This is a genomic window from Bacillus sp. TH19, assembly GCF_016651075.1.
Classification (GTDB): Bacteria; Bacillota; Bacilli; order Bacillales; family Bacillaceae_G; genus Bacillus_A; species Bacillus_A mycoides.
Genome location: NZ_JAEKEO010000010.1, coordinates 463,844 through 482,435, shown reverse-complemented (window position 1 = coordinate 482,435; position 18,592 = coordinate 463,844). Strand labels below are relative to the sequence as shown.

General features: G+C 35.5%; 23 protein-coding genes. 11 read left to right on the top strand and 12 right to left on the bottom strand.

Annotation, left to right across the window (positions count from 1 at the left end):
• Positions 1–243: 243 nt before the first annotated feature.
• Together JFU54_RS20195 and JFU54_RS20190 are read left to right on the top strand one after the other, a co-directional pair.
• Positions 244–1,449, top strand: a complete 1,206-nt coding sequence (locus JFU54_RS20195; protein WP_201066032.1) for an LCP family protein — start codon at positions 244–246, stop codon at positions 1,447–1,449.
• Positions 1,450–1,597: 148 nt separating this feature from the next.
• Positions 1,598–2,038 carry a hypothetical protein gene (locus tag JFU54_RS20190; protein ID WP_002029912.1) on the top strand — a complete coding sequence of 147 codons (441 nt, stop codon included), beginning with the start codon at positions 1,598–1,600 and terminating at the stop codon, positions 2,036–2,038.
• Between the two features lie 33 nt (positions 2,039–2,071).
• Here JFU54_RS20190 and JFU54_RS20185 read toward each other — a convergent pair whose 3' ends face one another.
• The 10 genes from JFU54_RS20185 to JFU54_RS20140 form a co-directional block, all read right to left on the bottom strand.
• On the bottom strand, positions 2,072–2,845 hold the full coding sequence (locus JFU54_RS20185) for a sulfite exporter TauE/SafE family protein (RefSeq protein ID WP_002029911.1): 774 nt from the start codon (positions 2,843–2,845) through the stop codon (positions 2,072–2,074).
• A gap of 33 nt (positions 2,846–2,878) precedes the next feature.
• A complete protein-coding gene (locus tag JFU54_RS20180; RefSeq protein WP_201066030.1) occupies positions 2,879–3,358 on the bottom strand; it encodes a DsrE/DsrF/DrsH-like family protein in 480 nt (159 codons plus the stop codon).
• A gap of 88 nt (positions 3,359–3,446) precedes the next feature.
• Positions 3,447–3,806, bottom strand: coding sequence for a rhodanese-like domain-containing protein (locus tag JFU54_RS20175; protein WP_061689276.1), 360 nt, complete (start codon positions 3,804–3,806; stop codon positions 3,447–3,449).
• A 38-nt stretch (positions 3,807–3,844) separates the two neighbouring features.
• The gene (locus JFU54_RS20170; protein WP_002010727.1) at positions 3,845–4,075 is read right to left on the bottom strand and encodes a sulfurtransferase TusA family protein; all 231 of its coding nucleotides are present in this window, start codon (positions 4,073–4,075) and stop codon (positions 3,845–3,847) included.
• A gap of 21 nt (positions 4,076–4,096) precedes the next feature.
• Entirely contained in the window at positions 4,097–5,233 is a 1,137-nt protein-coding gene (locus JFU54_RS20165; protein WP_201066028.1) for an MBL fold metallo-hydrolase, read from the bottom strand.
• A gap of 38 nt (positions 5,234–5,271) precedes the next feature.
• Positions 5,272–5,832: a sulfurtransferase TusA family protein gene (locus tag JFU54_RS20160; protein ID WP_002140458.1), complete on the bottom strand. Its 561-nt coding sequence runs from the start codon at positions 5,830–5,832 to the stop codon at positions 5,272–5,274.
• An 88-nt stretch (positions 5,833–5,920) separates the two neighbouring features.
• Positions 5,921–6,184 carry a metal-sensitive transcriptional regulator gene (locus tag JFU54_RS20155; RefSeq protein WP_000456201.1) on the bottom strand — a complete coding sequence of 88 codons (264 nt, stop codon included), beginning with the start codon at positions 6,182–6,184 and terminating at the stop codon, positions 5,921–5,923.
• 198 nt (positions 6,185–6,382) lie between these two features.
• Positions 6,383–7,462 carry an RNA-guided endonuclease TnpB family protein gene (locus tag JFU54_RS20150; RefSeq protein WP_201066026.1) on the bottom strand — a complete coding sequence of 360 codons (1,080 nt, stop codon included), beginning with the start codon at positions 7,460–7,462 and terminating at the stop codon, positions 6,383–6,385.
• Between the two features lie 393 nt (positions 7,463–7,855).
• On the bottom strand, positions 7,856–8,440 hold the full coding sequence (locus tag JFU54_RS20145) for a DUF3238 domain-containing protein (protein ID WP_002140456.1): 585 nt from the start codon (positions 8,438–8,440) through the stop codon (positions 7,856–7,858).
• 136 nt (positions 8,441–8,576) lie between these two features.
• On the bottom strand, positions 8,577–9,161 hold the full coding sequence (locus JFU54_RS20140; protein WP_002140455.1) for a DUF3238 domain-containing protein: 585 nt from the start codon (positions 9,159–9,161) through the stop codon (positions 8,577–8,579).
• A gap of 152 nt (positions 9,162–9,313) precedes the next feature.
• Here JFU54_RS20140 and JFU54_RS20135 point away from each other — a divergent pair, with 152 nt between their 5' ends.
• Positions 9,314–9,787 carry a MarR family winged helix-turn-helix transcriptional regulator gene (locus JFU54_RS20135; RefSeq protein ID WP_201066024.1) on the top strand — a complete coding sequence of 158 codons (474 nt, stop codon included), beginning with the start codon at positions 9,314–9,316 and terminating at the stop codon, positions 9,785–9,787.
• Positions 9,788–9,846: 59 nt separating this feature from the next.
• Here the strand turns inward: JFU54_RS20135 and spoVR are convergent, their stop codons facing one another.
• Together spoVR and JFU54_RS20125 are read right to left on the bottom strand one after the other, a co-directional pair.
• Positions 9,847–11,262, bottom strand: coding sequence for a stage V sporulation protein SpoVR (spoVR, locus tag JFU54_RS20130; RefSeq protein ID WP_002029894.1), 1,416 nt, complete (start codon positions 11,260–11,262; stop codon positions 9,847–9,849).
• A gap of 117 nt (positions 11,263–11,379) precedes the next feature.
• Positions 11,380–11,940, bottom strand: a complete 561-nt coding sequence (locus JFU54_RS20125) for a nitroreductase family protein (protein ID WP_002125380.1) — start codon at positions 11,938–11,940, stop codon at positions 11,380–11,382.
• Positions 11,941–12,171: 231 nt separating this feature from the next.
• Here JFU54_RS20125 and JFU54_RS20120 point away from each other — a divergent pair, with 231 nt between their 5' ends.
• From JFU54_RS20120 to JFU54_RS20085, 8 genes are all read left to right on the top strand, one after another.
• Positions 12,172–12,768 (top strand): hypothetical protein, encoded by a 597-nt coding sequence (locus JFU54_RS20120; RefSeq protein WP_201066023.1) that lies wholly within the window; start codon positions 12,172–12,174, stop codon positions 12,766–12,768.
• 124 nt (positions 12,769–12,892) lie between these two features.
• Positions 12,893–14,398: a spore germination protein gene (locus tag JFU54_RS20115; RefSeq protein ID WP_033729732.1), complete on the top strand. Its 1,506-nt coding sequence runs from the start codon at positions 12,893–12,895 to the stop codon at positions 14,396–14,398.
• The gene (gene gerYC, locus JFU54_RS20110; RefSeq protein WP_002140451.1) at positions 14,395–15,477 is read left to right on the top strand and encodes a spore germination protein GerYC; all 1,083 of its coding nucleotides are present in this window, start codon (positions 14,395–14,397) and stop codon (positions 15,475–15,477) included. Before JFU54_RS20115 ends, gerYC begins: the two co-directional genes overlap by 4 nt.
• A 12-nt stretch (positions 15,478–15,489) precedes the next feature.
• Positions 15,490–16,599: a GerAB/ArcD/ProY family transporter gene (locus JFU54_RS20105; protein WP_201066021.1), complete on the top strand. Its 1,110-nt coding sequence runs from the start codon at positions 15,490–15,492 to the stop codon at positions 16,597–16,599.
• A gap of 45 nt (positions 16,600–16,644) precedes the next feature.
• The gene (locus JFU54_RS20100) at positions 16,645–17,154 is read left to right on the top strand and encodes a PCYCGC domain-containing protein (protein ID WP_002125374.1); all 510 of its coding nucleotides are present in this window, start codon (positions 16,645–16,647) and stop codon (positions 17,152–17,154) included.
• A 121-nt stretch (positions 17,155–17,275) separates the two neighbouring features.
• Positions 17,276–17,524, top strand: a complete 249-nt coding sequence (locus JFU54_RS20095; protein ID WP_001195459.1) for a YhdB family protein — start codon at positions 17,276–17,278, stop codon at positions 17,522–17,524.
• A 165-nt stretch (positions 17,525–17,689) separates the two neighbouring features.
• A complete protein-coding gene (locus tag JFU54_RS20090) occupies positions 17,690–18,109 on the top strand; it encodes a disulfide formation protein C (protein ID WP_000532256.1) in 420 nt (139 codons plus the stop codon).
• A gap of 12 nt (positions 18,110–18,121) precedes the next feature.
• Complete coding sequence (locus JFU54_RS20085) at positions 18,122–18,574, top strand: thioredoxin family protein (RefSeq protein ID WP_002029885.1); 453 nt, start codon at positions 18,122–18,124, stop codon at positions 18,572–18,574.
• Positions 18,575–18,592 lie beyond the last annotated feature (18 nt).

Below are 18,592 nucleotides of genomic sequence, written 5' to 3'. Positions count from 1 at the left end.
ATTGGCTATATTTCAACAAATCTTACTTCTCTATCACTTTCTCACAATACATATTTTCATTTCTACTAAAACACATTATACTTGTTCTACATCTTAAAAATAAAATATAGAAAATCTGACTTTTTATAAATAAATTGAATTTTTACGAAATGTAAATGATTTGTAATGTTTTTTTTCGCTAAATTTCATTATAATAAGTGGATATGAGTGTCGTATTTCAATTCAAATGAAGGAGTACAAGAAATGGAGCAAAACCCATCTTTGCAAGAAAATACACGAACTAAACCGAAAAAAAGTAAGAAAAAAACAAAAATTATTATAAGCGTTATTTTATTATTTTTAATAATAGGTGGCGGTTATACTTGGTTTTTAGTAAATAAAGCATCTTCTGCTGTTCGAAACGCCGCTCACGATTTAGCACGCGGTGATAAGTCTGATTTACGTGCTAAAGCTGTAAAACCTATTACAAATAACGTCTCTGTCTTAATAATGGGCGTTGATGAAAGCGATGTCCGTGGGAAAGAATATGGTGAAGCTATAAGAACGGATGCACTATTACTTGCAACGTTTAATAAAGATAGCAAAACTGTAAAGCTATTAAGTATTCCACGTGACACGTATACTTATATTCCAGTAGAAAAGAAAAAAGATAAAATTACACACGCTCATGCATTTGGTTCTACTAAAAACGGAAAAGATGGTGGACCACAAGCTAGTATTGATGCAGTTGAAAAATTAATGAATGTTCCCGTCGATTACTTTGTAAAATTCAACTTTAAATCATTCATGAAAATCGTTGATGATTTAGGCGGCATTGAAGTTGACGTACCAGTTGAGTTTACTGAACAAGATAGTAATGATAACGCTGAAGCAATTCACCTGAAAAAAGGTGTTCAAAAGTTAAATAGTGAAGAAGCTCTTGCTCTTGCTAGAACACGACACATTGATAGTGATGCGATGCGTGGACAACGTCAGCAACTCGTTATTGAAGCAATTTTAAAGAAACTAACAAGCGTTGGATCCGTAACAAAAGTTGGTAACATCATTGATGATATTAACGGACAATTCGTTACAAACTTAACATTCGATGACATGCTTTCATTCTATAAATATGGATCGGATTCGGAAATTGAGAAATTACAACTTCAAGGTGAAGATTGTTACATGGCAAAAGGTGATGATACATGTAGTAAGTCAGCTGGTGGTGGTCGAACTTACTACTACAATCCAGATAAAAAAGAATTAGCTAATGTTACAAACGAACTTCGTAGTCACCTTGGACTACCTGCCTATACAAAATCTGATTCTGATTCGAAAAAAACAAACTCAGAGAAAACAAAAGAATCTACGTCTGAAAATACGAGTGAACGCGAATCAAGTAACGATGAAACTCAAAATAAGAAGAATAACAGTGAAGATACAGAAACATCGTCTAATGACAATGAATAAAGTGAAGCAGTGCTCTATGGAGGTAGAGCACTGCTTCTTTTTAATGCTTTCAAAATAAAAAATCAGAACTTTCCAACTATCTTTTTTAATATTTTTAAATTATAATAAATAGTAGTAATCTATTCCAATTATCAGGGGGCTCATACATATGAAAGCTGCAGTAAAACATAACATTTCAGACTTTAAAGAGTACTTAAAATCAAACGATATATACATGGAAGAAAATATAGATGAAAATGATGGTTCGGTACATTTTTCAGTAGGATTAGAAACAGAAGCTGGCGCAAAAATTCAACTTATCGCTGCTTTCCAAAGCGAACATCCTGCTGTGGATATATACTGCTTCAATGTTGCTCTTGTACCTGATTCAACATCAACAAATGATATTTTACATGTCATCAATGAATTAAACACATCTTATCGATTTGCAAAATTCACGCTAAACAAACAAAATGCAATTGATATTTCAACATCTCTTGCATTCTCAGAACCAAACTTTAATCCCGCACTTGTCTTTGAACATACGAGAATGCTATATAAACTGGCAAACGATGAATATAAGAACTTAATGAAAGTTATTTGGGCGTAAATAAAAAGATGGTGCTACAAGAGCACCATCTTTTTATTTCGATATCATATCAACCCACATCTTTATCGCGGTTCCTACAATTAAAGTAGACAATACGTATTGCAAAACTTTTTGATTCACTCTCTTCCCTACTCTCACTCCAAGAGGAGCGGCAAATAAACTTGCTATCGCAACGATAAGAGCCGGAATAACAACTATTTGTCCAGTAATCACTTTCCCAGTAGTAATTCCTATCGAGGAAATAAAAGTAATAGCGATAGATGTTGCTATTGTCGTACGTATCGGTAGTTTTAAAACAACTAGCATAATCGGTACTAAAAGAAATGCACCACCAGCCCCAATAATGCCGGAAACACTTCCTACAATAAACGCTAGCAAACTAGCGAGCCACTTATTGTACGTAATTCCTTCTGTCCCCTTACGATTGCTTCGCTTCGGTATAAACATCATAATAGCCGCAATAGTAGCTAGTAATGTGTAAACAACGTTTACAGCATGCTCATTTAATAGATTCGCACTAAAGCTACCTACAAAGCTTCCTATTAATATACTAGCTCCCATATACACAACTAAAGTTTTATCCATATCGTTACTTTTCCTGTACGCCCACGCGCCTGCAAAAGTTGCAAAGAATACTTGAATCGCTGTAATACCGCTCACTTCATGTGATGTATATCCAGCAAATCCTAGCAATACTGGAATGTATAAGATCATTGGATAATTAATGATTGCACCGCCAATTCCAACCATCCCTGATATGAATGACCCTATAAACCCAATAATAAATAGTAGCACTGTTAAACTCATATTGTACCCCTCGCCTTCTAAAAAGAAGGTAATTTAAATAAATAAATTTACATTTCCATCCGAAGCATCTGCTAAATATGCTCCTACCCCAGCAAATTCTACCCCTTCCATAATCTCATCCTCTTTTAACCCTAATAAATCTACTGTCATTTGACAAGCTACAAGTTTAATTCCCTGTTCTTTCGCCAAATCCATTAAATCTGGTAAAGGCATCGCATTGTGCTTCTTCATAATGCCTTTAATCATCTTTGGCCCCATACCAGCAAAATTCATTTTTGATAATCCCATCTTATCAGCGCCGCGCGGCATCATTTTTCCAAACACTTTCTCTATAAATGTTTTCTTTACCTTCACATGTTCATCTTTCCTTAAAGCATTTAAACCCCAGAAAGTATGAAAAATAGTCACCTCATGATCGTAAGCCGCTGCACCATTTGCAATAATATAAGCTGCCATCGCTTTATCATAATCTCCGCTAAATAAAACAATTGTTGTTTTCTTCTGTTGTTCCATGTTGTTCTCCTCCTAATTACCTGTAGGGGTATTTTAAAAATTGTAAAAAGGCTCAAATTATCTAGCTACACCTGATACTACTTTCTCCTTATAAAACGTTCATACCACCTGAAACATTTATAATACGCTGAAATCCTAATTTCTTTAATACTTTTGCTGCTTGCTTACTTCTCATCCCGCTCTGACAAATAACGATTATTTCCTTATTTTTATCTAATTGATTTGCTCTACTAGCTAACTCATTTAGCGGGATATTCTGAAATCCCTTCATATGATTTCCTCTATATTCACCTACTGTACGAACATCGATAAACTGCTTTCCCTGTTTTCCCACTATACTCTTTAATTCTTTTCCATTTATATTTTGAACACCTTTCACCGGTAAAAAACGTGAAATAACAAACCATACAGCAATTACAATGAAAAGCGTACTTAATATTGTATTCATATAACCAACCTCTCCGCCTTTACAAAACTAGTTCTTCACTACGCCTTCTTAATCCAAAACTTCAGCACATCGTCTTCTATATTATGCTTTACTATTTCATGACCGCCTGTTTTTGACCATGCTGGAATATCTTTTACTGACCCTTTATCCGTTACATGTACTTCTAACACTTCTCCAGTTTGTAAAGTATCCATCGCTTTCTTCGTTCTTACAATCGGCATTGGACATGCTAAACCTTTCGCATCTAATACTTGTTTTACATTCATCATCTATTCCTCCAGTTTGTTATTTTATAATGAATCATGAACTGCACAACGATTTGGGCCAATCTCCATTTCACGCTCTTCTTCCACACTCGGATGAATTTTCCCCATATTCGTTTGACGAATTTCTTCATATGCATTTGGCTGAGGCGGTAAATTCTCTGTCACAGTTCTACGAAACTCTACCTCATCGGCAATATTTAACCCTACATTCTCCTTAAATAAATCTTGTAAATGCGCACTCACAATGCCTCTGTCGTCCATTTCACTTATTTTTGAATAATGAGCTGGTAAAACAATTAAATCTTGAGATAATTCCTTATAACGTTTATATAAAGTATTTCGTAAATCCCCTACCCAGTCTTCCGCCTTCCCAGCAAGATCTGGACGCCCGATTGAATCTACAAATAAAATATCGCCTGATAATAAATAGGAATCATCTACAATAAATGATGTACTTCCAATCGTATGCCCCGGTGAGTATAATGCGTCAATTCCAATTTTGGTACCCCCCACCATAATAACAGATCCTTCAACAAGCGGTTTATATGAGAAAACGACTTCCTCCGCATCTTTTGGAGGTAACCAATACGTACCCCCTACTTTTTCAGCTAACCTACGTCCTCCAGAAATATGGTCTGCATGTAAATGTGTATCCATGACATTCGTAATAGTAACACCATGCTCTTCCGCAAAATCTTCATATGCTTCAACCGTTCTGACTGCATCAATAACTGCTGCTTCACCGTTTGAGACGATCATATAAGATAAACAGCCTTTTCCAAGACGGTTAAATTGATATACACTTCCTCCGCCCTGTACATCTCCTACTTTTAACGGCTTTACATATTCACTCCAAGCTTTCATACCACCAGCTAAATAATAAACATCATTGAATCCGGCATGTAACAATTGCTCTGCGACAAACTGCGAAGAACCTTCTTTCGCACATACGACTAAAATTTCTTTCTCCCTCGGCAATTCATCTACAATATGATCTACACCATCTAATAAGTCAAAATACGGTTTATTTATAGAAGAAACTTGTTTCCCTTCAATTTTCCAATCTTCATAGTCCGTTTCATTACGAACATCTAAAATAAACAATTCCCCGAATAAAACTTTCTCTGCGACATCTTTTGCTTGTAACAGTTTAACACTCATTCAATTACCCCCTAAGGTATATTTATATTTAAAAAATTTTATTTTTCTATATTTCCTTGCCACTCTAACATACCTGGAATGACATTTTTCACGTTTGAAAAACCTCTCTCTTTCAACACTTGGCAAGCTACATCACTACGGTTACCAGTTCGGCAAACAACATAAATTGGTTTCGCACTGTCTAACATAGCACTATCTATTTCACCTAATGGAACCGAAATGGCAGATGGAATATGACCAAAGGCAAATTCCGCCGCTTCACGAACATCTACTACAATACACTCTTCACCACTTAATAATAGATCTTGCAATTCCCCATTCGTAATTGTATGAGGATACTTCACAACTTCATTTACTTCATGTTCATGGGATTTTCGTACATAATGCTTTAATATATCTCCCTCTTGTTTCGTTCCGATATATTGATGCCCTACTTTACTTGACCAACTTTGAATATCTAGCATAGAACCTTTATCTGTCGCCTCTATTTCAATAACTTGCCCTGATGCCAACCCTTCCATCGCCTTTTTTGTCTTCACAATTGGCATCGGGCAAGCCAAGCCTTTACAGTCTAAATTCATATCAACTTTTATACTCATAATCATTTCCTCCCTAATTAGCATACATATACCTGTAGGGGTATAATAAAATGTTTTTGAAAATCTGTCAACACATACGTTTGACAGATTATCGGCTTTTTACAAGTAATTGAACGGCTTCTTTAATTAACTCTTCATTTGAACCATTACCTGTTTCAAACTGCTCGCGCAAACATTGCTCTAAATTTGTTCCAACAACGAGTCCAATTGTACGATCAAGTGCAGAACGGGATGCAGTTAACTGTGTAATAACATCTCGGCAATCTTTTCCCTCTTCCATCATGCGAAGCACACCACGAACTTGACCTTCAATACGTTTCAATCTATTTTTCATATCTTGATTATATTCCACTGTAGATCACCTCCGTAATTATAACTATATTATACATTACTTTTTGAGACTCCCACAACTAAAGTCGCAAGCCCGAATCCTTACGGATTTACGGGTGGGATTCTTGAATGACTAAGCGTTCGCAGTCCATTTCTGTTTTGAACAGCCTTCAAGATAAGGGCATCTCATTGCCCCTCCTAAACCAGACCATATAGGTGCTTAGGCTGATTGACTGTTACCATCAATCACAGTTGCGTAGCGAATATTCATCGCTCCAACGATATCACGATGTGTCTTAAACCCACATGGACACTTGTATTTTCTATCTCGAGCCTTATTCTTTTCAGCACATTTCGGACAACTTTGACTTGTATAAGCTGGATTCACATATTCAATCTGAATACCAGCTATCGTTGCTTTATAAGCAATAAATTGTGCCAAACGATAGAATGACCAAGTGTGTAGGTTCTTTTCGTTTTTACGGCTTGTTCTTGCCGTCTGTCTTATATTCGTTAGTTGCTCTAAACGAATGACAGAAATATGATTAGCAATTGCAAAATCAATGATTTCACGACTTATTTTGTGATCTTTATCTTGCATCCATCTTTGTTCTTTATCATCAAATCGCCGAATCACATTCACTTTTTTGTCTTTTCCTAACTTCTTACGAACACTACGAAACTTACGCTTCCTATATTTATTTTGCCTACCATTCCCAAAGAAACGAACCTTGTCATCATCTGTGATTGCTACTGCAGGGACCTTGAGGCCTAGGTCTACCCCTAAAACTTTCGTTCCTGCTCTTTCATTTGTAGGAAGTGTGACAGATATTTGGGCCATCCACTTATTCGATTTCTTTGTGATACGAAGTGTACCTAACTTATGTTTTAACAAATCCAAATTGCGATTTTTTTTATTGATTAATAAAGCACGGACCTTTAAACGAGTGGACTTTCCATTTACCTTAAACGGGATTGAAATATGAGTGGGGTCAAATGAATAATTTTGATTGTTCCATACACAAACAGGTTTCTTTAGAATCGGAATGATTTTATAATTACTTTTCTTTACTTTTGTAGCAAACAAACTTTTCGCGTCTTTGATTGCTTGATTCTTCACCGCACTGGGGATATTCGCTTCGATATCTTTTGTGCTTTTTTTCGTACTTTTCTTTGCTTCAACCATTTCCGATACAAGCATATTCATGACTTTGATATACTCACGACTACTTTCTTCTAATAAACGACTTTGTTCTTTTGTTGGAATCAATTTCACTTTCACTGTTAGGGTCTGTGACATACGTTTCACCCCTTGTTTTTTGATTTTCAACATATTTTCATTTGCTACATTTTTAGCTGTAGAAACAAAATAAGAACGTGTCCATAAACTTTGCAACGTTCTTCTATAATCATTTACCATAGTTACAATGTATCATTTATTTTCGAAAAATCACAACAAAAAGACCCAATGAAACTACCTATACTTTTTATACTTAAAGTACCACGAACCTTACGATTTTTAGTGGCACTCCGTATCCAACCTCACTTTCATCCCATGCCTAAAGGCGATGGGCTTTCTCGTTCGGAAAGGGCTGTAACTTTGTATAATACAATATACCCTTGAGGGTATATTGTAAAGAGGCTTATTTTTTTCTCAACCTTCTAGAGGTTAACTGGTCTACTATCTTATGCCTTATAACCTCTTTGTAAAACTATAATCCATCTCTCCACCTAACGCTTCAGGTGTATCACCAGTTTCTCTAAAATCATGTGTATAAATTTGTTCAAATGAACCGAAATCTACTTGCTTATAAAATTCGAAACAAGGGAATCCATCATGTTCTCCTTGAATATCGATACTACCATCCTTGTTCACACATACAGTTAATAAATAGTCCACAGGAGGGGCATACACATTTAACGGATTACTAGCGCTTGCACTCATTTTGAATTGCACACCATCAGAATTCCATGAAATATCCGTACACACAATATTTTCAGTACTCGCTTTTCCTGTTCTTTTATTCACAGAACCATCTGGATTTGTGACCTTCTCTGTCGTAATACCCGTGTTTGCATATGAAAACACTTCTTCTTTATAAAAGTCCACTACTACCTCTTGCTCAACTCTAGAGCGCATAGTATTTACCGCATGTGGTGTAAATTCACGTGAATCACCTTCGAACTGGATTACTTTCCCTGTTTGTGCATCCTTCCGCGGTTCTGTCCAAGACATTGGAATAAATACACTGGCTCTAATTTTAACGATATTCGTCATAAGAAACACCCCTGTAATTCTAATTTTATATACTGCATGCTATTGAATAAAATAGACCACAATTTCAATCCTAGAACCAATAGCTTTCTCTTTTACGTTTGCTACTTCCTTCTAAAAAATAGCGCTATATTTATATCTAGATTTTCGTTTTAAAGCTATATTCCATTTCTCCAGCTAGTGCTGCTGGGGTATCATCCGTTTTCCTGAAATCATGTGTATATATTAATTCAAATGAACCAAAGTCGATTTGTTTATAAAATTCATAGCAAGGAAAACCATCATGTAAACCTTCAACATGCACAGTACCACTTTCATTAACTCGTATAGTCAAAAAATAATCAGCTGCAGGTGCTGCCGCGTTTAACGGATTACTTGCACTTGCTCTCATTTCAAATGAAACTTCATCTTCACTCCATACAATATTTGTACATGCAATGTTTTCTGTACTTGTTTCTCCTTTTTGATACTCAATTGAGCCATCTGGATTTGTAATTTTCACAGTAACGATACAAGCATCTGCATATGTGAAAATTTCTCTTTTATAAAAATCAACAACCACTTCTTGTTCTAATCTTGAACGCTTTGTGTTCACAGCGTATGGTGTAAATTCACGTGCATCTCCGGCATATTCAAACACTCTTCCCGTCGCAGGATCCTGAATAGGTTTCAGCAAAGCATACGGTGCAAATACACTCCCTCTAATTTTAACGATATTAACCATGTGAAACCTCCATAATTCATTGATATTATTTAGATAAATCATTATTTGTTCTATTACTATTATATAGTCAATTTGATTGACTATATCCTGTATAGTACAATAGATTCTACTTATAGTCAATTTAATTGACTATAAGTAAGGAGGTTATATACATGACTCATCAAACACTTAACGAACTAGATCTTACATCACTTTTATCACTATCTTTCAGCACATTAATTACTGAACTACATGATAGATTAAGTGAATTAGGATTTGAAGATATTAGGCCAGCGCACGGTTTTATGTTCAAACGCATCCTTCCTAATGGAGCAACCGGTATAGAACTAGCTGAATATTTAGGGGTTTCAAAACAAGCCATAAGTAAAATGGTAGATTCTCTTGAGAACAGTGGTTATGTCACGCGCCAAACGCATCCTACTGATAAAAGAGGTAAAATTATTGTTTTAACCGAGCGTGGTTTAGCAGTAATGAAAGTAAAAGAAGAAATAGTAGCTGAAATAGAACAACGATGGATTGCAAACATAGGTGCAGAACGAATGCAAATGCTTAAAGAGGATTTAACAACATTCGTTACTAAAGAAAATACAGGAAAATTATCATCGAGCATACGACCTGTTTGGTAAACAAAAACTCCATATAATAAAAAAGAACGGACATAGCATTTCTATGTCCGTTCTTTCCATCACACATACTTCCGATGCACCATCTTCCCATCATAAGAGAACACAACGCCCTTACTCTCCACAATCGACTCCATATGCACTGTTCTTCCCCATAACTGATGAAGGTACGGTAATACTTTTTCTAAGTATTTTAAATCTAACTCAATTCCTTCATAGCTATGTTTAATGTACAATTCCCCATTCTTTAAGTAGTCTCCATCTTCTACTACTAAGTATGGGAAACCTCCATTAGTACGCATATTTACAAGTTGATCGCGTACATGCTCCCATTCTTTATCAATTACTTTATATTCTTTTCCTTGGCGCTGGAATAAGTACATATCTTCTCTCATTACAAGTTTTTTATTTAAATAGTTTCTTAGGAACGATACATCCCATTCAATTTCCCGTACTTCAAAGATTTTGTCACGACCAGAACCAGGTTTCACACCGCGTCGTTTCATTTCTTCTGTCGGGTTGTTATAGCGCTCTTCAATATCTTCGAACATTTTAATACCGAGGTAGTATGGATTAATACTTGTTTTTGATGGCTGTACGACACCTGCATTTAATTTCGCAAATTCAATTGCTTCACCAGATGTTAAGTCCATTTCACGAAGTATGCGTTGATGCCAGAAGGAAGCCCAACCCTCATTCATAATCTTCGTTTCAAGCTGTGGCCAGAAGTATAACATTTCTTCACGCATCATCGTTAATATGTCGCGCTGCCACTCTTCTAGCTCACGGCTATATTCTTCAATAAAGAGGAGTAAATCTTTTTCTGGCTGCGGTGGGATTTTCTTCTTTTTATGCATATTAGGTCGTTCTCTCTTTTTGTTTCGATCATCTAAATTCCATAAATCATCGTACTGTGATATCTTTTTCTTTTCTACATCCTCTTCTAAATCTTCAATACTCCATGCAAGTTTCGGACGCATAAGCGATGGATCAATATGTTCTTGAATGGCAAGTACGGCATCTAAAAATGTTTCTACCTCTTCTCTTCCATACTTATGTTCATACGCCTTCACACGATCTGCTGTCGCTGCCATACTCTCCACCATATCGCGTTTCGTATTAGAAAAACGAATATTATTTTTGAAGAAATCACAATGTGCTAAAACGTGCGCCACGATTAATTTATTTTGAATTAAAGAATTCGTATCTAATAAAAAGGCGTAACATGGATTAGAGTTAATAACGAGTTCATAAATTTTACTAAGTCCTAAATCGTATTGTAATTTCATTCTGAAAAATTGCTTTCCAAAACTCCAATGCGAAAACCTCGTCGGCATCCCATATGCACCAAATGTATAGATAATTTCCGCTGGACATACTTCATAGCGCATCGGATAAAAATCAAGACCAAATCCAGTCGCAATTTCCGTAATTTCAGCAATCGCATATTGTAGTGCTTTATCATCACTTGCTCTCATTATTTTCCCTCCTTACACTTTCCCTTAAGAAAGTGTATGATGAGGAACAAGCTTTCATGAGGATTGATTGCATAATAAAAAGACACCCTCTAAAAAAACGAGAATGCCTCTTTCTAATTAACCTTCAATGATCTCCATCTTCTCCGTAATCGGTGTACGAGCTTTTCCTTCTGGTGCTTTATCGAAATAGCCGATATGAAGAATTCCAATGATGCGTTGACCTCGTGTTAAACCAATTCCTTCTATAAATAGTGGATTGTAGTTTAATCCACCTGATTTCCAAACGCAACCTAAGCCGCGTTCCCAAGCAAGTAATTGGAAGTTTTGCATAAATGCACATGTTGCAGCGTAATCTTCGTCACGTTGAATTTGACGCGGATCTTCATTAATGTAAACAACGATTTGTGCAGGTGTGCTTAAGAAACGATCAGATAAAGTTTTGCCGCGTTTTGCTCTTTCTTCTTCTGTGAAAGAGTTTAGTACTGCGTCTACTAATTTCTGACGGCCTTCTCCAATGTATAATTTACAATTCCATGGTTCACGGTGTTTATGATTCGGTGCCCATGTTGCGTCGTTCAATAGTTCAATTAATAGCTCTTTTTCTACTGCTTTATTTGTAAATGTACGAACAGAACGTCTTTCTTTAATAACGTTTGCGATGGAAGTATATGTAGTCATATTTTTCTCTCCCTTATTTTTATCTATATGTATAAATCCGTCATTGATATTGATTTTCAATTTCGATTATAACCTAGTTTTTCACTATTAATCAATGTTTTATGTTGGAAAACCATGAAAAACTTCTTTTTATACTGTGAATAAAAAAACTTAACTTGTTCACAAGTTTTTCACATTTTATGGAAATGATATGTGTAAGTTTTCCACATTACCCATCTAGGAGGAGTTTATATGTACAAGAAAATCGCAGTAAGTATGACTATGGCAGCATTATTGTGCGGGATATCTGTCTTTCCTGCTTCCGCTGCCACGCCAAAAGAAGTAACAATGCACCATCATAAGCCTATTTCAGAAGAAGAAATGCAGTCGCTCGAAAAACTCGGCTATAATAAACATGAAATTTGGAAAGCTGCCCACATTGCAAGAATAAGTAAAAAAGAAATTAAGGACGTTTTAGCTTACTATAAGCAAAATAAATCTTGGGAGAAAACAGCCGAGCATTTCGGTGTAGACCCAAGTAAATTGAAAAAGCATCATATGAATAAAGAAACGAAAAAAGCACTACTGCAAAAATTAGCAAATATGCAAAAGTCCACACCAGATGGACTGAAACAAAAAATGAAAGAATATAACATCGGCTTACGCCAACTTACCGTGTTAACAATCATCTCTCAAAAAAGTAATACCCCTCTTGACGATGTACTAAAAATGAGAAAAGATGGGATGGATATTAAACAAATTGCGGAAAAATTAAATGTTAAAAGAGAAGATATACGAGCAGAGATGATTAAATTAGTGAAGTCCATTAAAGAAAAGAAAACAAATTAACACGCCAAAAAGGAAGAGATATTCAATACTCTTCCTTTTCTTTATGAACTTTCAATTTTCAAGTATAAATTCCCGCCTTTCCCAAAAACTAACATAAGAAAATGATGTAGTAAGGGGTGAGAAAATGTTTCGTTTATCGTCTAAAAAGAAGAAAAAAACAATCTGTTCCATTCCAGAGTTTATCCATACTATGAAAGAATCGAGTGATTTCGTTTCTTATAACATCGTAGAAGATGGGACATTATGTTTGTTTTACTATAAATCTACGGCTGAATCACTCCTCATTAATCGATTCATTTTAACACCTATAAAAAGAGAATTAGATCACATTGAAAATATAAGTGATATCGCAAATATCGTCACACTTGAGGAGATTATCACTGGCCCTACTATTGATGACATTCGTGAAAAATTATTAAGTGGGTATGTACTTATACAACTAAAAAATGATTCTCAAATCGCAGAATATGCACTTATTCGTGCTGAAAGTTCCGTTTTAGGTACACGGTTATATAACGATACTGAAAATGAATATAGTGTCATCGGTCCAAAAGTCGGATTTGTTGAGAATATCGATACAAATATACACTTACTTCGGCGAAATATCGTCACAGAACAATTAGTTTTCAAAGAAGTTATAGTTGGTTCTATATCAAAAACAAAAGTCGTAGTTGCTTACATCGAAGATATTACGAATGAGCAGCACGTTAATACTGCGATGCAGCGCCTACAAGACATTGACTTTGATGTTCCTTTCGATGCAACTATGATTGAACAGTTTATTAGTGATAACAGCAACTCTCCCTTCCCTGTTTTACTCCCTACAGAGCGTTTAGATCGCTCCGTTTATGCATTATTGAATGGAGGAGTCGTCATTTTAACAGACGGTTCACCTTACGCATTAGCTGGACCAGCGACATTACTCGATTTCTTCGTCTCTCCAGAAGATTATTATTTACCATGGATAGCAGGCTCATTTCTTCGAATGGTTCGCTTTTTCGGAGCAGCATTCTCGCTATTTTCATCAGCTATTTATACAGCTGTATTAACGTATCACTATCAAATGATTCCTGCGGATTTACTAGGTCCGATTATTTTTTCAAGAGCTAATGTACCCTTTCCACCCATTTTAGAAGCACTTTTTTTAGAAATCACAATCGAATTGCTCCGTGAAGCTGGAGCACGATTACCTACAAAAGTTGGACAAACAATCGGCATCGTTGGCGGGATTGTAATTGGCCAAGCATCTGTTCAGGCTGCTTTAACGAGTACCATTTTATTAATTGCAGTTGCTTTATCAGCACTCGCTTCTTTTACAACACCAACTGTAAAAATGTCTTCTACTATCCGGATACTACGATTTCCACTTATTCTTTTAGCTGGTGCATTTGGGGGCTTAGGTCTCATTGTAGGATTCGTACTCATATTAGCTCATTTAATTCGCTTAAAATCACTTGGATCACCTTATTTATTACCTCTATATCCATTTCGCGGTTTAGGAACGGCAGAAGGTCTCTTTCGCTTGCCATTTAGTCAAACTGCAGGACGTGCCTCTTTTCTAAGACCAAAAAAGAAATGGCGCTATGATCCAAACAAAGCGAAAGAAAAACATGATGGTGAAGAGAAATGAAAAATACTTTATTATGCTTTTCCATTATCATTTTAATTTTCCAATCCGGCTGTACACAACCGAATATAGTAGACACACAGCGAATGATTCATATAGGTGGATTTGATATAACGAAAGATAAAAAATTTCGCGGGACAATCTTATATCCCGATTACACAAAAGGCGTTCAATCAAAACCAGAAACTCAGTCAACTACCGCAGATACAATTGAAACAATTTCTTCACTTCTAAACGCCAAATCACCACATACGATCGCTGTAGGTCAAATGCGTGTTGTCCTATTTGGAAAATCATTTGGTGAACGTGGAATTGGGGATGTTATTAACAACTTGCAACGTGATCCTAATATTGGCCGAGATGTGCAACTAGCGCTTGTAGATGGTTCAACAGAAGAATTACTTAAACATGTCAAAACGAATGGATCGCTATATCTATCTGATTTACTGGAGCAAAATATAGAAACCGAGACAATCCCTCGGACAGCTTTAAATATTTTTTTATATAACTTTTATTCATCTGGATGCGATCCATTTCTTCCTTATATTAAAGTTGATGAAGACAAGTCTGCTTCCATTAAAGGAATTGCTTTTTTAAAAAAGGATAAAGTGGTTATGTACACAGATAAAAAAGGATCTTTTTTATTAAAACTACTCATTAATCCAACTAAAAATGGTCGTTACGAAGTTCCGATACGTCAAGGTAAGCATAAAGGATTGATCGCTACTCAAAACTTATCCGGGAAAAGTTTTTGTTCTCTTTCCCAAAACGGTGACATTCCGAAAGTTAACATCCACTTAAAGTTAAACGGACTTATAAAAAATGCTCCCGACTGGCTCGATTTAGCAAAGCACGAAAATATAACTTACGTAAAAAAACATGTAGAAAAAACGCTTGAGAAGCATTTAAACGAATTAATAAAACAATTCCAAGAAAAAGAAATCGATCCGATAGGTATACAAGAAGAAATTCGTAGTCATTCAAGAAAATGGACTATAAAACAAATTCAAGAAATGTACCCTAATGTAGACGTTGCTGTTCATGTGCAAATCAATGTCGTGCAATCTGGTATCGGAGAATAGTGAGGTGCTGTAATGGCTGGACAAGATAAAACACATACTGTTTCCCCTTATTTCACATTTCTTCTATTACACTCCCTTCAAATTGGAGTAGGTGTGTTAGGATACCAAAGGATTATTGCGCAATATGCCGGTTATGATTCTTGGATTTCTCTTATTGTTGCGGGCATTGCAACTCATATCGTGCTATTTTGCATGCTTAAAATGTTAGAAAAAGATAATGATTTAATGAGTATTCATACGACATGTTTCGGAAAGTGGATTGGAACATTTTTGTCCGTATGCTTTGCTGCATACCTTCTATTATTTTGCCTTACTGTCCTTCGTACATATATTGAAGTCATTCAAGTTTGGGTCTTCCCTACAATTAAACCGTGGAAATTAACTTTATTATTTTTACTTGTGACTTACTACGTAATTAAAGGTGGTTTTCGCTCTGTAACAGGAATATGTTTTTGGGGCGTCGTAATACCGATTTTCGTCCTATTTTTCTTAGTTTTCCCAATGAAATACGCGCATGTCCGTAACATTCTCCCAATTCTAACTCATTCACCTTTAGAAATTCTAACTGCAGCGAAATCATCTGCATTAGAATTTCTTGGATTTGAAGCAATTCTTGTTTTTTATCCATTTATAAAAAAAGAAAAATCATTAAATAAATGGGCGCACGGTGGTATTGCTTTTACAACAATTCTATACGTAATACTAGCCATTGTTTCCCTTATGTACTATAGCCAAGGACAACTACATCATACAATTTGGCCAACATTAACAATGCTAAAAATCATAAAGATTCCTTTTATCCAAAGGTTTGAGTACATCATTATTTTCATGTGGTATCTTATTATTTTACCTAATCTTTGTTTAACAATTTGGTCTTCTTGTTGCATTAGTAAAAGGTCTTTTCACGTACCATTTAAAATTACACTTCCATTTTTTATTGCAGCTATATTTATTTCATCCTTATTTTTCACAAACCGTGAAAGTATCAATACATTAAATACAGTACTGTCTCAAGCTGGTTTATATATTGTATACGCTTATATCCCAATTTTATTTCTATTCCATTCACTACGATGGCGCTTCAAAAATCAGTCGAAAAAATCTTCACCCGACACACCATGATATTTGATACAATTTGGTTAATACATTTGTAAAGGGGACAAGCGAATGAAAAAGTATGTATTTTCTTTACTTGCAGTACTGAGCCTAATTCTTGTTGGATGCGGGAGTACTAGTACAAATGACAAAAAATCTTCTGAATCAAAAGAAGAGCATGACCACGCATCACATACTCAGCAAGCTGATATTCAAGAAAAGACAAAAGGAGTCGACACACTCCCTACCTTCCTAGACAAGCTTGATCCGCAAATGAAAGATATCTACACTGTCGCTGGACAAAATGCAGAGCTATTAGATTGGATTCCATGTTACTGCGGTTGCGGTGAGAGTGTAGGACATAAAAACAATAAAAACTGCTTTATTCGTGAAATTAAAAAGAATGGTGAAGTTGTTTGGGATTCCCACGCAACAACTTGTGTCAACTGCCTAGAAATCGCGGTTGAATCGGCTTCCATGAAACAAAAAGGAAAATCAACGCTCGAAATTCGTAACTATATCGACAATAAATACAAAGAAGGGTATGGCAAGCCAACACCTACGCCAATGCCAAAAGCATAAAAACGAGAAAATCCCTCGTTTTTCTCTTTTCATTCACCTTTTTTCTTAACAAATTCTTTCAAGTGTATTTCTCCTTACTTGTCACACACTATATATAACTCCTCGGTAAGGAGGGTACACAGTGCAAACATATAACGACTATGATAAAGCTCTCTATTACACGTATTGCTGTAATTGGGATAAATTACTCGTTCTCATGGTTCAAACGAACGATCAATTATTTTCTAAGCGTATTGAGCATTTTTTACACGCTTATCAATACAGTAAAGAACTACCAGAAGTTGATAAACAATTGCAGCTCCTATTTCAATATATTGACCACGCATCCCAAAAGTCACATGTAGAAGAAGTAGAGCAAATTCAAATGTAAAATATAGCGCTATTCTCTTTATGAGAATAGCGCTTTTTTAAAATGTTTATATCAATAAAAGTTTCTCCTTATAAAACTTTTATTGATAAACATATTTTTTCTTTCTTTTCCCTACCACTTCATACTATAATTTAGTATGTAACTATTATAAGTGAGGTATAAAATATGGGACGAGAAAAAAAGCAAGAGTATGCTTTATTTACTGCATGGGGAGCTTCTTTTATTGCTACATTAGGAAGTCTATACTTTTCCGAAATTATGAAATTTGAGCCTTGTGTCCTTTGTTGGTATCAACGTATTTTTATGTATCCATTTGTTTTATGGCTCGGTATCGCTGTAGTAAAGAAAGACTATCGCATTGCAAGTTATTCTTTACCAATCGCAAGTATTGGTGCTTGTATTTCTTTATATCACTATGCAATTCAAAAAATCGCAGCATTTTCAGCTGCTGGGGCAGCTTGCGGCCGCGTACCTTGTACGGGAGAATACATAAACTGGTTCGGCTTTGTGACAATCCCGTTTTTAGCACTTATCGGCTTTATCACAATCGCTGTTTGTAGCTTCATCGTAATTAAAAACAAATAAGGAGATGAAAGAATGAAAAAAATGCTTATATTTGGCGGTATTATTATCGCCTTGTTTGCAGCAATTTTCGCTGTAACACAAATGGAAGAAAAAAATGCTTCAACAAGCCAAAAAATTGATAATGCTACTAGTCAAACAGATGGTTCTGACTACTACACAAATAAAATCTCTCTTTCAGATCTCCAAAAGAATTTAAAAGAGAAAAAAGAAGAAACAGTATACTTTTATCAAACATCTTGCGTTCATTGCCAAAAATTATCTCCTATCGTAGTACCAATGGCTAAAGACTTGAATGTTGATATGAAAGTTATGGATATTGAAAAATTAGATGCTCCTTGGGATGAATATAAAATTAAAGGAACTCCAACAATCATTCATTTTAAAGACGGTAAAGAAGTGAGCCGTATTAGCGGCGAACAACCGGAAGACAAATTAAAAGAGTGGCTTGAGCAAACGAAAAAATAATAAGAAAAGGAAACTCCT